Genomic DNA, 13618 nt, shown 5'->3' with positions numbered 1-13618 from the left:
CGGAAGGTCCGGTCAGGTGAAATGTTCGAGGAAGTTCATCAGCACCCGGTGCGCGAAAGGCGTCGGGGTGATGCCGGACAGGAGCCGGGGGACGTACTCGCCCTCGGGGACGCCCTTCTCACGCGCGAGCGACTCCAGCGTGTCCTCGCGGGCGAGGATGACCGCGCGCATGGCGTCCGTGGGCATCTCCGGGTGGAACTGAACGCCGCGCACATTGGGGCGGAACGCGAGCGCCTGGTTCGCGGTATTGGCGTTGCCCGCGAGCACCGTGGCGCCTCGCGGCAGGTGGGAGACGATGTCCTCGTGCGTCGCCTGCGCGGCGAAGCGCTCCGGCAGGCCGGTGAACAGCGGATCCGCGCGGCCCTCGGGTGAGAGCGTCACCTCCACGGTGCCCGTCTCGCGGCCGTTGGGGTTGCGCGCCACCTTGCCGCCGTAGGCTTCAGCGAGCAGCTGTTGGCCAAAGCACACGCCGAGCACGGGGATGCCCTGCTCGCCCGCCTCCACCATGAAGGCGCCGGCCTTCTCCATCCACGGCTCGCGCTGCGTCACCGACAGGGGCGAGCCCGTCATCATCACCGCGTCGTAGCCCTTCGCGTCCTTCGGCAGGGGTGCGCCTTTGTGCACGGCAAGGATGTCGAAGCGCTGACCCGACAGTCCGATGGTTTGCAGAAACCACCGCTCGTAGTCGCCCACGGAGAGCTGGACGGACGTCGCCGCGTCACCGGCTTTCAGCAGGAGGACGTTCTTCATGGGGGCAGCTTGCCGCGTCATGCCCCCATTCCTACCGTGTCCTGCCGTCCGTGTCCGGTGCCCGCCACTTCCAGGCCGCTCGCGCGCCGTGCTCACCCGAGGCTTCGCCATGACCGACGCTCGTTCGCTCACTCCCAAGCTCCCTGTGCTCAAGCTGTTCATCGACGGGCAGCACGTGGACCCCATTGAAGGCGGCACCTTCGCGGTGGTGAATCCCGCCACCGGCCAGAAGATCGCGGACGTGCCCGCGGGCACCGCCGCGGACGTGGACCGCGCGGTGAAGGCCGCGCGCCGTGCCTTCGAATCCGGGCCGTGGGGGAAGATGACCGGCCGTGAGCGCGGCAAGCTCATCCGCAAGCTGGCGGACCTGCTCTACGAGCGCCGCGAGGAGTTCGCGCTCGTCGAGTCGCTGAACAACGGCAAGACCTTCAAGGACGCCATCCGGGGCGACGTGGCACCGGGCGCCGCGACGCTCGCGAACTTCGCGGACATGGCCAGCACCATCGTGGGCGAGGTGCTGCCCGTGGACGGCCCCTTCCACACCTACGCGCTCAAGGAGCCGGTGGGCGTGGTGGGCGCCATCGTGCCGTGGAACTACCCCACGTGCATGCTGGGCTGGAAGCTGGGGCCCGCGCTGGCCTCCGGCTGCACGGTGGTGGTGAAGCCGTCCGAGTACACGCCGCTCACCGCGCTGAAGCTGGGCGCGCTGGCGATGGAGGCGGGCTTCCCGCCCGGCGTCATCAATGTCGTCACCGGCCTGGGCGACCCCGCGGGCGAGGCCATCGCGCGGCACCCGGACGTGGACAAGATTTCCTTCACCGGCTCCGGCCGCACCGCGCGCCGCCTGTTGCAGGCGTCCGCCGCGAGCAACCTGAAGAAGCTGACGCTGGAGCTGGGCGGCAAGAGCCCGCAGATCATCTTCCCGGACGCGGACTTCGACCGCGCGGTGGAGGCGTGCTTCTGGGGCATCTTCGGCAACAAGGGTGAGACGTGCAACGCGGGCAGCCGCGTGCTGGTGCACGAGGCCGCCTACGAGGCGTTCGTCGCGAAGCTGGCGGAGAAGGCGCGCACGCTGAAGGTGGGCGACCCGCTGGACGCGTCCACGGAGATGGGCGCGCTGGTGAGCCAGAAGCAGATGGACGTGGTGCTGGGCTACATCGAGAGCGGCAAGCAGCAGGGCGCGAAGCTGCTCGCGGGCGGTGGCCGCGACACGGAGGGCTTCAAGGCGAAGGGCTGCTTCGTGAAGCCCACCATCTTCGGCGACGTGAAGCCGGACATGAAGATCGCCCAGGAGGAGATCTTCGGGCCGGTGCTCAGCTGCCTGCGCTTCCGCGACGACGCGGAGGCCATCGCGATGGCGAACAGCACGCAGTACGGCCTGGCCGCGTCCATCTGGACGGGCGACGTCGCGAAGGCGCACGCGCTGGCGAAGCAGGTGAAGAGCGGCGTGGTGTGGATCAACTGCTTCAACGAGTTCGACGACGCGGCGCCCTTCGGTGGCTACAAGGAATCCGGCTGGGGCAAGGACCTGGGCCACCACGCGCTGGACGGCTACCTCCAGACGAAGGCCGTGTGGACGAAGCTGCCGTCCCCCTGAGCCGCCGCGCACGCTCTGCTTTCCATTCCACTGCTTCACTGCCGCATGACGAAGAAAAGGAAGGTCCCGATGGCGTCGCGTCCCAAGGCCAAGGTGCTCACCCATCCAGCGATGGCCCGCCGGGCTCGCGCGAAGGAGCGCAGCGAGGGCACGCCGCGCGCGGTGCCCGGCCAGCAGGGGGAGATGGACTCCCTGCGCCGGTGGATGGACGAGAAGGGCGTGCGCAAGGTGAAGGTGGGCGCCATCGACGTGGATGGCGTCTGGCGCGGCAAGTACATCTCGCTGGAGAAGTTCTGGAGCGCCGCGAAGAGCAACATGGGCTTCTGCGACGTCGTCTTCGGCTGGGACCTGGGCGACGAGCTGCTGGACAACACCCAGGTGACGGGCTGGCACACGGGCTACCCGGACACGCCCGCGAAGGTGGACCTGTCCACCGCGCGCATCATCCCGTGGGAGCCGGACACCGCGGCGTTCCTGTTGGACTTCGTGAACCCGGACGGCACGCCCTTCGAGGCGAGCCCCCGCCAGCTGCTCCAGAAGATGGGCCAGCGCGCGCGCAAGCTGGGCTTCCTGCCCAAGTTCGGCGCCGAGTACGAGTTCTTCCTCTTCAAGGAGGGCCCGCAGAGCCTGCATGAGAAGGGCTTCAAGAACCTCACGCCGCTGACGCCGGGCATGTTCGGCTACTCGTGGCTGCGCACGTCCATGAACGCGCCGCTGGTGCACGCGCTCATCGACGGCTGCAACGCGTACGGGCTCAACATCGAGGGCTTCCACACGGAGACGGGCCCGGGCGTCTTCGAGGCCGCCATCCGCTACGACACGCTGGAGCTGGCGGCGGACCGCGCGGCGCTGTTCAAGACGGTGGTGAAGGAGATCTGCGCGAAGCACGGCGTGTCCGCGTGCTTCATGGCGAAGGTGGACCCGAAGCTGCCGGGCTGCTCCGGCCACGTGCACCAGTCGCTGTGGAACCTGAAGGGCGAGGACAACCTCTTCCACGACCCGTCGGAGAAGCACGGGATGAGCCAGTTGATGCGGCACTACATCGGCGGGCAGGTGGCGCTGATGCCGGAGCTGACGGCGCTCTACTGGCCCACCATCAACAGCTACAAGCGCAGCGTGGAGAACACCTGGGCGCCCACCACCGCGACGTGGGGCCTGGAGAACCGCACCTGCGCCATCCGCGTCATCGGCGACAGCGGCAAGTCCATGCGCATCGAGTACCGCCAGCTGGGCGCGGACATGAACGCGTACATCGGCATGGCGGTGAGCCTGGCCGCGGGCCTGTGGGGCATCGAGAACGAAATCGAGCCGCCCGCGCCCGTGCTGTCCAACGCCTACGAGGCGAAGAACACGAAGCCGCTGCCCCGCAACCTGAAGGACGCGGTGGCACTGCTGAAGAACAGCGAGCGCGCCCGCGAAATCCTGGGCGAGGGCTTCGTCGACCATTTCGTGCGCACCCGCGAATGGGAGGTGCGCCAGTACGAGCGGGCGGTCACCTCCTGGGAGCTGGAGCGCTACCTGGAACTCATCTGAAGGAGCACCGTCCATGAAACCTTTCGACATTCCCTCGGAGCCGCGCGTCACGGAGATGTCCTGGCCCACGCGCATCGTGTTTGGCGCGGGCGCGCTGCAGAAGCTGCCCGCGCACGCGGCGCGGTTGAACATGAAGCGTCCGCTGCTGGTGACGGACGCGGGCGTGGTGAAGGCGGGCCTCGCCACGCGCGTCACGGACGTGCTCAAGGCCGCGGGCATGGCCTGCGCGGTGTTCGACCGCGTGGAGCCCAACCCCACGGAGCGCGACGTGTTCGCGGGCCTGGAGGCGTACCGCGCGCACAAGGCGGACGGCATCGTCGCCCTGGGCGGTGGCAGCGCGCTGGACGCGGGCAAGCTGGTGCAGCTGCTCACCACGCACGAGCCGCCGCTCAGCCGCTACGACGACGCGAAGGGCGGCGACCAGTACGTGCGTGACGACCTGCCTCCGCTCATCGCCATTCCGACGACGGCGGGCACGGGGTCGGAGGTGGGGCGCTCCGGCGTGGTGACGCTGGCGGACACGGGCCGCAAGACGGTCATCTTCAGCCCGTACCTGCTGCCCAAGGCCGCGGTCATCGACCCGGAGCTGACGCTGGGCCTGCCCCCGTCCGTCACGGCGGCCACGGGCATGGACGCGCTCACCCACTGCATCGAGGCGTACGTCGCCAACGGCTTCCATCCGCTCGCGGACGCGGTGGCCATCGACGGTGTGATGCGCGTGGGTCGCTCGCTGGTGACGGCGGTGAAGGAGGGCCGCGACCTGGCGGCGCGCACGGACATGATGGTGGCCGCGATGGAGGGTGCCATGGCCTTCCAGAAGGGCCTGGGCGCGAGCCACGCGCTGGCCCACGCGCTCACGCCCATCTCCAACGTGCCGCACGGCCTGGCGAACGCCATCGTGTTGCCCGTGGTGATGGAGTTCAACCGCGCGGCGAGCACGGCGCGGCTGGCGCGCATCGCCACGGCGCTGGGGGACACGTCCAACGCGCGTGAAGAGGTGCTCGCGGCGAACGCCATCGACCGCGTGCGCAAGCTGGCGGCGGCCGTCGGCATCCCGGCGCGGCTGCGCGAGGCGGGCGTGCAGGAGAAGGACCTGGAGCACATCGCGCAGAAGGCCTTCCTGGACGCGTCCCACCAGGGCAACCCGCGCGCCGTCTCCGAGGCGGAGCTGCTCGCCATGGCCCGCGAGGCGTACTGAGAAGCGGCTTCACTCCGGCTTGATTTCAGAGTGTTTCAGCGGGGCCTCTTCCGAGGGAAACGGGAGGGGCCCCGTGCCTTTGGAGCGATGAATCAAGCCGGGCCTCCTCCGTCAGAAGGTTCAGAACGCAGCACAACGCGGTTCACGGAGGCAGGTCATGAAGGCGATGCTCAAGAAGATGGTGGTGGCTGTGGCGCTCATCGCGAGCTCCCCGGTGATGGCGGCGGACTACCACGTCGCCACCCCCTTCGTGAGCCGCCAGGACCAGGCTCGCATGGAGCGCGAGCGTCAGGAGCGCGAGCGGCAGGCGCGGCTGGAGCGGGAACGGCAGGAGCGGGCGCGTCAGGAGCGTGAGCGTCAGGCCCGGCTGGAGCGCGAGCGGCAGGATCGGGAGCGTCAGGAGCGCGAGCGGCTGGCGAAGCTGGAGCGCGAGCGGCAGGAGCGTGAGCGGCAGGCGCGCATGGAGCGCGAGCGTCAGGCCCGGCTGGAGCGCGAGCGGCTGGCGCGGCGTGACCGGGCCCCGGTGAACAACGGTGGCTGGCTGAACTAGGCAGTGCCAGCGTTACAGCTTGAAGCAGCACGGAGGCCCGGGGGCGGAGATCCACCCTCGGGCTTCTTCGCGTCTGGAGCTCAGTGGGCCGCGGGCTCCACGGACGGCGTGCTGGGGCCCGCGTCCGAAGCCGTGCCGCCATCGGATGTCACCCCTCCGCCCTTCGCTTCCGGCTCGCCCGTCTCCGGCGTGAACTCCAGTGTCTCCACGAAGATGCGCCCTGGCAGCCGCAGGTCCATGGAGGTGATGCGCTCGCGGTCGCGCAGTTCGTAGAGTTGTTGCGCCACCCAGTTCGTCGGCACGGGTTCGTCGGAGAAGAAGACGTAGACGCGCACCTTCCCCTCCTGCACGGGCACGCGGAAGCTGGTGTTGGCGACGGGCCGGTTCGCGTTGCACCGGATGGAGCGTTTCTCCCGCGTGAGCGTGAGCTGCCGGATGACGCCCTTCTCGGACGTCGTGAAGAGCATGCAGTAGGGCAGCTGCCCCTCGCCGGGGATGATCTCCATCGTCGCGGGGCCCGTCCGCTTCACCATCGCCCGCGTCACCTTGGCGGGCGGCGGCTTCGCGTCGTCGCAGCTCGCGATGCCCGCACCCAGCGTCATCACCAGCAGCAATCCCGTCCAGCGCGTCATGGTCCTCCCCGGAATGGGGAATGGCCGGATACCACGAGCCAGCCCGGCGCAACACGGTGGACGTGTCCCGGGGGAAGAAGCGCTCCGGGCATTCCTTCGCGGAGCACCCGCGCTCCATGGCTCGCGAGGCGTACTGAAAGGCGGCTTCACTCCGGATCGATTTCAGAGTGTTTCAGCGGGGCCTCCTCCGAGGGAAACGGGAGGGGCCCCGTGCCTTTGGAGCGATGAATCAAGCCGGGCCTCCCCCGTCAGTAGGTTCAGAACGCAGCACAACGCGGTTCACGGAGGCAGGTCATGAAGGCGATGCTCAAGAAGATGGTGGTGGCTGTGGCGCTCATCGCGAGCTCCCCGGTGATGGCGGCGGACTACCACGTCGCCACCCCCTTCGTGAGCCGCCAGGACCAGGCTCGCATGGAGCGCGAGCGTCAGGAGCGCGAGCGTCAGGCGCGACTGGAGCGGGAACGGCAGGAGCGGGCGCGTCAGGAGCGTGAGCGTCAGGCCCGGCTGGAGCGCGAGCGGCAGGATCGGGAGCGTCACGCGCGCATGGAGCGGGAACGGCAGGAGCGTGAGCGTCAGGCCCGGCTGGAGCGCATGCGGCAGGAGCGCGAGCGTCAGGCGCGCATGGAGCGCGAGCGTCAGGAGCGCGAGCGGTGGGCCCGGCGCGACCATCGCTACAACGGTCGCTGGCTGAACTAGGCAGCGCCCGCGTCACAGCCTGAAGCAGCACGGAGGCCCGGGGGCGGAGATCCACCCTCGGGCTTCTTCGCGTCTGGAGGTCAGTTGGCCGCGGGCTCCACGGACAGCGTGCTGGGGCTGGGGCCCGCGTCCGAAGCCGTGCCGCCATCGGACGTCACCACTCCACCCGCGCCGACGATGCCGCCCGTCGCTTCCGGCTCGCCCGTCTCCGGGGTGAACTCCAGCGTCTCCACGAAGATGCGCCCCGGCAGCCGCAGGTCCATGGCGGTGACGCGCTCGCGGTCGCGCAAATCGTAGAGCTGCTGCGCCACGGAGCCCGCCGGCACGCGCTCGTCGGAGAAGAAGATGTAGACGCGCACCTTCCCCTCCTGCACGGGCACGCGGAAGCTGGTGTTGGCGACGGGGCGGTTCGCGTCGCAGCGGATGGAGCGGTTCTCCCGCGTGAGCGTGAGCTGCCGGATGACGCCCTTCTCCGACATCGTGAAGAGCATGCAGTAGGGGAGCTGTCCCTCGACGGGGATGATCTCCATCGTCGCGGGGCCGGTCCGCTTCACCTGTGCCCGCGCCACCTTGGCGGGTGGCTTCGCGTCGTCGCAGCCCACGATGCCCGCACCCAACACCATCACCGTCAGCAAGCCCGTCCAGCGCGTCATGTGTTCCTCCCCGGGAAGGTGGAATGGCCGACACCGGGATCCTACTCCGGCCCCATGCCTTCCCGTCCTCTCCGCTTTCCGTGGAGGCCCGCGAGGCCGCCGAGTGCACGGTCGTGCACATGGCTTGTCGCGTCATCACCGCCCGGGACTACTCCGGGCGCTGGTAGACGATGACCTGGGGTGTTTCGTCCAGGTACAGCCCCGTGACGGGCGTGCGCGTGCCGAAGGCCTGCCACGTGAGGAACTCGTGCTCGCGGAACTCCTGGTGGTACTGGTACGCGACGATGTCCGCGTCGAACGGGCTGTTCACCGGCCGCACGTCCTCGCGCAGCATCCCGTTGCGCTGGTAGTCGCGGAACGAGAAGCCGTTCACCTCATGCAGGTAGATGCGCGCGCCCGGCTTCGCGTGTGCGTTGATCCACGGCAGCACGCCGGTGACGTGGCTGGACCAGAACTGCCGCTGCATCCCCAGCGTCGCCGCGCCCGGCAATCCACCCGCCAGCTCCGAGTACGCGGCCGTGCCGTACGGGAACACCCGCACCAGATACATCAGCGCGGGCAGGAGCAGCAGGGCGAACACCGGCACCGTCACCGCCAGCGGTGACACCGAGGGCCGCCGCGCCTTCAGCACCTCCCACAGCGCGAAGCACCCGCGCGCCACCGCCGCGCCCGCGAGGATGCCCAGGAAGGGCATGGACGGGAACCAGTGCTTCACGCCGCCGAAGTGCGGCACCTGCGGGTGGCTGATGATCAGGATGGACGTCACCGCGTTGACGCCCACCAGCGCCTCTGAGGCCGTGGGCATCCGCACCCATTCACGCGTGCGCGTGCCCAGGCTGAGCAGCGCCCGGCCCACGAGCGCGACGAAGCCCGTTACCATGGGCGCGAAGAGGCTGGTGGGCACCGTCAGCGCCGTCTTCACCACCACGTAGGTGAGCGGGAAGGGTGGCCCGCGCATCAGCGTGCCCAGGTAGAACCAGGCGTAGTGGTTGTGCGTCGCGTGGAAGGCCAGGTACCACGCGGTGCGGTCCACCGGCGCGTGCCAGAGGTAGGGCCAGTGCAGGTAGAAGAGGACGGGGCCCAGCACCGCCATCGCCGCCAGCGGCACCAGCGCGCGCGTCACCGGCAGGCTCACCTGCTTCAAGTCCCTCAGCAGCACCACGCTGCCCACCGCGAGCCCCACGAAGAACAGCGTGTGCGGGCTGAGCAGCAGGAACTTCTTCTGGAACGCGTCGGGCCCGCCCAGGAACACCACCAGCAGGCCGTAGAGCACCGCCACCGCCGCGAACAGCCCCACGAAGCGGGCCAGCCGCACGCGGGCTTCCGGGGCGCCCTCGCTCGCCTGCCACGCGCGCCACAGCGCGAACGGCGACAGCACGAACGGCATGAAGAGGGCGTTGTGCTTCGTGGCGATGGCCAGGCCGAACGCCACGCCGCACGCGATGCCCCAGCGGGTGCTCTCCAGCGCGCGCCAGAAGCAGTACACGACCAGCAGCCACATCGCGGCCACCGGCATGTCGAAGCACGCCAGCTCCGCGTTGAAGTACTGGCGGGGGACCAGCAGGAAGGAGAGGGCGGCGAACCACCCCGCGGTGCGGCCGTACAGCGCGCTGCCCAGCAGGAAGCACAGCGCGGGCACCAGCGCCGCCATCGCGAACGCGGGCAGCCGGAACGCCGTCGCGTCGCGCATGACGCCCAACGTGTCGTGGAAGAGCAGGTGGCTCAATCCGAACAGCGTCTTCATCAGCACCGGGTGCTCGTGGTTGTAGTCCCACGCACGCACGATGGCGCTGTCCGTGAACGCCTGCGCCGGCGAGTGCAACAGCAGCCGGAACCACTGCGAATAGCCCTCCGCCGCGGCGAAGTAGACGCTCTCGTCGCGCGTGAAGCCCACTGCCGCTTCCGTGCTCCACAGCGCCACGAACGCCAGCACCCACAGCGCCAGGGCCGTGAGCTTCTCCTCGCGCGTGGCGGGGCGTCCCGTCAGCTGGGGTGTCACCGGCGCTGTCATGGCTTCACCCCCACCGCGGGCTCCAGCGCCATCACGTCCAGGCACACCTGCCGCGACTCCGCGTTGTCCGCCTGCACCCAGACCTTCACCGTGCGCGGCGGTCCGGGCGGCAGCACCACCTCCGCCTTCTGCACGCCCTCGCGGCCCGGAGGAATGGGCACGTTCAACAGCCGCTCGCCCGTCGCCGCGTCATCCACGCCCAGGTACGAGGTGGAGAGGCGCGGGTCCTTGGAGTGCGCGAACTCGAAGATGATGCCGCCTTCCAGCCGCAGGCCCATGCCGGAAGGCACGTTGGCGAACTCCGCCACCAGCCGCTGCGGTCCTCCCGGTGCGTGCATCCACAGGCAGTGCCGGGGTTCGTAGAAGATCTCGTGCCACTCCGGCGCCACGTACAGGTGTGGCGGGCCAGGGCAGCGGTGCACCTTGCCGTCGAAGGGGCAGTCCCGGCGCGAGCCGTCCGGCTGCTCCAGGTACACGCGCGCCGTGCTCGCGGACTCGCTCGCCACCCAGTGACGGGGACGGTAGCGGCCGTTCTCATAGAGGCGCAGCGACAGCGGGCCCATGCGGGCTTCGGGGCCCAGCGCCTTGCGGCCGGGGAGGAAGGCCGCGTCGAACGCGCCCACGTCGGAGCGGGGCAGGTCCGGCTGGCCCAGCACCCAGACGCGCGGGTGCGCGCTCAAATCCGCGCCGTCCGAGTCCAGCCACCCGTACACGGGCACCGACGGAGGCACGAAGAGGCGGGCGCGCTCGGTCCACCAGGGGAAGAGCAGCACCGCGTCCCCGGGGCGCGCGTCGCGGGCCAGCACGTCCGCCACGGCGCGCTCGTCCGCGTCCGTGGGCAGCCGGCCCGGAAGCCTCAACTGGAAGACGAGGCACGAGAGCGCGACGAGCAGCAGGGCCCCCAGTTCCACCAGGGGCAGGGCGCGCAGGGCCTTAGGACTTGGCAAGACGGATCTTCTGCTCGCTCTTTTCGCGGCAGAAGGTGCAGAAGATGTGGTCGCCCTGGTTGAAGGACGGCGTCCAGGGCGGGTACATCGAGCAGCGCGGATCCAGGCAGTGGTGCAGCTCCCAGAGCGTGCCCAGCTGGTGCAGCGCGTGGCGCGCGATGGCCTTGTAGCCCGTCTCCAGGTCCTTGAACGGCGCGATGGTGAGCACCGCCCGGTCCTTGCCGTACCTCGCGAAGCCCGACGTGGGCGCCTTGCCGCTGGGCAGGTCGCGGTCCTTCAGCTTGCGCGAGGTGAGCAGCAGCACCTTGTCGTCCTTGTAGGCCCGGATGCCCTTCACCTCGTCGAGCAGCTTCTCCGCGTCCAGGGGCTCGGACATGCCCGCGGGGACTTCCGCGGAGCCGCTGTGCTCGCTGCCCACGCCGAAGGCCGTGTAGAGCGTGCGGTTGAACTTGGCGAGCTGCTTGTCGTCGAAGGGGTCCAGCGTCACGACGCGAATCACGGGGCGTCACCTCGGCGGGAAGGCCCTCGCGGTGCCGGGCGCGCGCTCACGCGCGACGCGGGCAACCGGGAGGGCCGTGGAGTCCTGCGGTTCACTCGTCCTCGGCGGGCTTCGCCTTGGGCGGACGGCCGCGCTTCTTCGGAGCGGCGGGCTCCGCGGGCGTGTCGCCTTCAGGCGGCTTGGCCTTGGGCGGACGACCGCGCTTCTTGGGAGCGGCGGGTTCAGCACCCTCCGCCGCCACCACCTCCGGCTTCGGCTTGGGCGGACGGCCGCGCTTCTTGGGAGCGGCGGGTTCGGCGCCTTCGTCCGGCTTGGCCTTGGGCGGACGGCCGCGCTTCTTGGGGGCGTCCTCGGCCGCCTCCTCGCCGCCTTCCTCCTCGGCACCTTCCTCGGAGGACTCCTCCTCGGGTTCGGCCGGCGGCTCCTCGTCCGAGGGCAGGTCCAGCTCTCCGCCCTCCAGACCCATGAGGTCGCCGTCCAGGTCCATGTCGTCCTCGTCGCCACCGGGCCGCGCGAACTCCGCGGCGGTGCGCTTGGGACGCTCCTTCCCGGGCGGGAAGAGGACGATGTCGATGGAGTCCTCGGCGTTGGCCTCGGCGGTGCCCAGCGCGGCGGCGACCTCCGACACCAGCAGGTGCCGTGCGTTGTCGTAGAGCTCGCGCTCCTTGGTGGGCAGCGGACGCAGCTCACTCAGGACCTGGAGGCCCTTGACGACCTCCGCCAGGCCCAGGATTCCACCCTGGGTCATGCGGTCCAGGTTGGTGCGCGCGCGCTGCTTCCAGTCGAGGTCCGCCTTGTCGCTGTCCGAGCGGAGGAACGCGTAGATCTCCTCCACGTCCGCGGGACTGGCGACCTTGCGCACTCCGATGGAGATGATTTTTCCCTGCGGCACCATCACGACCGCGCCGTCTTCCTCGCGGCGCATGGTGACGAAGGTGAGGCTCTGCCCCGCCACTTCCTTCACATCGATGGCGGCGACGCGACAGACCCCCTGGTTGGGGTAGACGACCCGGTCTCCAACCTGGAGCTGGAGTGCAGCGGACCCTTCTGGCATGGCCCCCTCGTGGGCGGGTGGATGAGCACCGAAGCGAGCGCCCGGTCGTAGCACCGTGCCCCGCCGGATGCCACGAGATTACCGGGGAAGCATTGTCATCCGGTTGGCATTGCGCTGCGCTTCCAGCAGCCGGGCCATGATCTCGTGAGCCTGCGCGTCCAGGACAGCGTCGATCTGGGCATCGGTCGGTCCCTCGTCCGCCGTGCTTCCGGGCCGCGCGTCCACGCGAGTGGAAAGTCCCACCGTGGCCATCACCGCGATCCCCAGAACCAGTACCGCCAGCAGCTTCTTCATGAGCGTCCTCCGTGGCGGCCCAGGGTAGGGGCGGCGCCCGGATGATCAATTTTTCGGCTACAGGCTGGCGGCGCCCTGTAGCGGCCCGTCGCGCGCGCTACTGGTGCAGCGGCGCCACCGGCGTCACCTCCAGCGTGAGGCCGCCGGAGTTGTCGTTCGCGTCGTCGTCCGGGAACGCGAGCCGCAGCCAGCTCGCGCCGCGCATCACCGTGGGCTGGTTGACCTCCAGCACCTCCAGCGTGCCCGGGGCCGTGGCCGGGGACAGTCCCGCGCCGTGCAGCGCGAGCACGCCGCCCACCTCACCGCCGCCGAAGCCCCGCGTGCGCGCCGGTTCCTGCGCCGCGCGCACGACGACGCGGTAGGTGGTGGACGGATCCAGCTCGCGGAGCGTGAAGCCGTCATGGGGGGACAGCGAGATGGCGTGCCGGCGCGCATCCAGGAGCAGGGTGGTGATGGCGCCGCTCGCCTGTTCGCGCACGTGCACCTGGAGCGCCCCGCGGTTGTCGTCCGGCCGGTCGTCCCAGAGGAACACGTAGAGGACGGAGGCGTCGCGCACCAGCACCTCGTCCGTGCCCACCAGGCCGAAGCTGTCGCGCGCGGCCAGGGCCGTGCCGCCCTCCAGGAAGTAGACCGCCTGGGCCACCGGCAGCGGACCGCCCACCGACACGCGGCCCTCCACGCGCAGGCCGTAGGTGCGGGACGGATCCAACCGCATGCGCGCCGCCTGGGACGGGGGCACGCGCAGGGCATGCGCGACCGCGCTGAGCGCGAACGGGCCTCCCGAGGAGTAGCGAGCGAAGAAGGCGGGCGTGTTGTCCGGGCCCGCGCGGGGCGGGGCGCGCGCCGAGGGCGGGTGCTTCGGCGCGAGCCGGGCGTGGACCGCCAGCGTGGTGCCGCGCTCCGCGTGCACGCGCTGGCTGAAGGGCACCATGCCCGGCAGCAGCACCTCCAGCACGTGCTCCCGGTCCGACGGCAGCTGGGTGATGAGCGTGGGCGTCGTCTCCGCCAGCGTCCGGCCGTCCACGCGGATGGTGGCGCCCGCGGGCGAGGAGCTGAGCTCCACCGCGAACGTGTTGGAGCCGCCCATGACCAGGCCCAGCCACGTGGCCACCAGCGCGGCCACCACCACCGGCGCGCCGCGCACCGCCCAGCCTCGCAGGGAGCGGTGCCACGCGGGCGGTGGGGCGGGGGGCATCGCCTGCGG

14 protein-coding genes are annotated in these 13618 nt (G+C 70.4%); 5 read left to right on the top strand and 9 right to left on the bottom strand.

From position 1 onward, the window contains the following. Positions 1 to 12: 12 nt before the first annotated feature. Positions 13 to 771 carry a glutamine amidotransferase gene (locus D7X32_RS17280; protein WP_171446770.1) on the bottom strand — a complete coding sequence of 253 codons (759 nt, stop codon included), beginning with the start codon at positions 769 to 771 and terminating at the stop codon, positions 13 to 15. 88 nt (positions 772 to 859) lie between these two features. On the opposite strand from D7X32_RS17280, the gene D7X32_RS17275 reads away from it, so the two are divergent. The 4 genes from D7X32_RS17275 to D7X32_RS17260 all read left to right on the top strand — a co-directional run bounded on the left by D7X32_RS17275 (position 860) and on the right by D7X32_RS17260 (position 5628). Then, entirely contained in the window at positions 860 to 2347 is a 1488-nt protein-coding gene (locus D7X32_RS17275) for an aldehyde dehydrogenase family protein (protein WP_120603653.1), read from the top strand. 69 nt (positions 2348 to 2416) lie between these two features. Further along, positions 2417 to 3880 carry a glutamine synthetase family protein gene (locus tag D7X32_RS17270; protein WP_171446768.1) on the top strand — a complete coding sequence of 488 codons (1464 nt, stop codon included), beginning with the start codon at positions 2417 to 2419 and terminating at the stop codon, positions 3878 to 3880. Between the two features lie 13 nt (positions 3881 to 3893). Then, positions 3894 to 5078, top strand: a complete 1185-nt coding sequence (locus D7X32_RS17265) for an iron-containing alcohol dehydrogenase (protein WP_120603652.1) — start codon at positions 3894 to 3896, stop codon at positions 5076 to 5078. Positions 5079 to 5235: 157 nt separating this feature from the next. Next, positions 5236 to 5628 (top strand): ATP-dependent DNA helicase, encoded by a 393-nt coding sequence (locus D7X32_RS17260; RefSeq protein ID WP_120603651.1) that lies wholly within the window; start codon positions 5236 to 5238, stop codon positions 5626 to 5628. 80 nt (positions 5629 to 5708) lie between these two features. On the opposite strand, the gene D7X32_RS17255 is transcribed toward D7X32_RS17260, so the two are convergent. Beyond that, entirely contained in the window at positions 5709 to 6260 is a 552-nt protein-coding gene (locus D7X32_RS17255) for a hypothetical protein (RefSeq protein ID WP_120603650.1), read from the bottom strand. 294 nt (positions 6261 to 6554) lie between these two features. On the opposite strand from D7X32_RS17255, the gene D7X32_RS17250 reads away from it, so the two are divergent. Then, entirely contained in the window at positions 6555 to 6956 is a 402-nt protein-coding gene (locus D7X32_RS17250; RefSeq protein WP_120603649.1) for an ATP-dependent DNA helicase, read from the top strand. An 80-nt stretch (positions 6957 to 7036) separates the two neighbouring features. On the opposite strand, the gene D7X32_RS17245 is transcribed toward D7X32_RS17250, so the two are convergent. The 7 genes from D7X32_RS17245 to D7X32_RS17215 form a co-directional block, all read right to left on the bottom strand. Next, positions 7037 to 7609 (bottom strand): hypothetical protein, encoded by a 573-nt coding sequence (locus tag D7X32_RS17245; protein ID WP_120603648.1) that lies wholly within the window; start codon positions 7607 to 7609, stop codon positions 7037 to 7039. A gap of 148 nt (positions 7610 to 7757) precedes the next feature. Next, a complete protein-coding gene (locus D7X32_RS17240; protein WP_208752451.1) occupies positions 7758 to 9620 on the bottom strand; it encodes an ArnT family glycosyltransferase in 1863 nt (620 codons plus the stop codon). Further along, the gene (locus D7X32_RS17235) at positions 9617 to 10567 is read right to left on the bottom strand and encodes a hypothetical protein (RefSeq protein ID WP_120603647.1); all 951 of its coding nucleotides are present in this window, start codon (positions 10565 to 10567) and stop codon (positions 9617 to 9619) included. The genes D7X32_RS17240 and D7X32_RS17235 overlap by 4 nt, the downstream gene beginning before the upstream one ends. Continuing rightward, a complete protein-coding gene (locus D7X32_RS17230; RefSeq protein WP_120603646.1) occupies positions 10554 to 11066 on the bottom strand; it encodes a zinc metalloprotease in 513 nt (170 codons plus the stop codon). Before D7X32_RS17230 ends, D7X32_RS17235 begins: the two co-directional genes overlap by 14 nt. 91 nt (positions 11067 to 11157) lie before the next feature. Further along, positions 11158 to 12120: a CarD family transcriptional regulator gene (locus tag D7X32_RS17225; protein WP_120603645.1), complete on the bottom strand. Its 963-nt coding sequence runs from the start codon at positions 12118 to 12120 to the stop codon at positions 11158 to 11160. A gap of 78 nt (positions 12121 to 12198) precedes the next feature. Next, on the bottom strand, positions 12199 to 12414 hold the full coding sequence (locus D7X32_RS17220) for a hypothetical protein (protein ID WP_120603644.1): 216 nt from the start codon (positions 12412 to 12414) through the stop codon (positions 12199 to 12201). Positions 12415 to 12511: 97 nt separating this feature from the next. After that, a partial coding sequence (locus D7X32_RS17215; RefSeq protein ID WP_120603643.1) for a PEGA domain-containing protein occupies positions 12512 to 13618 on the bottom strand: 1107 nt, incomplete at its 5' end.

The organism is Corallococcus carmarthensis (assembly GCF_003611695.1).
GTDB lineage: Bacteria > Myxococcota > Myxococcia > Myxococcales > Myxococcaceae > Corallococcus > Corallococcus carmarthensis.
The sequence above is the reverse complement of the archived record's forward strand: the minus strand, read 5'-3'. Positions and strand labels throughout refer to the sequence as shown.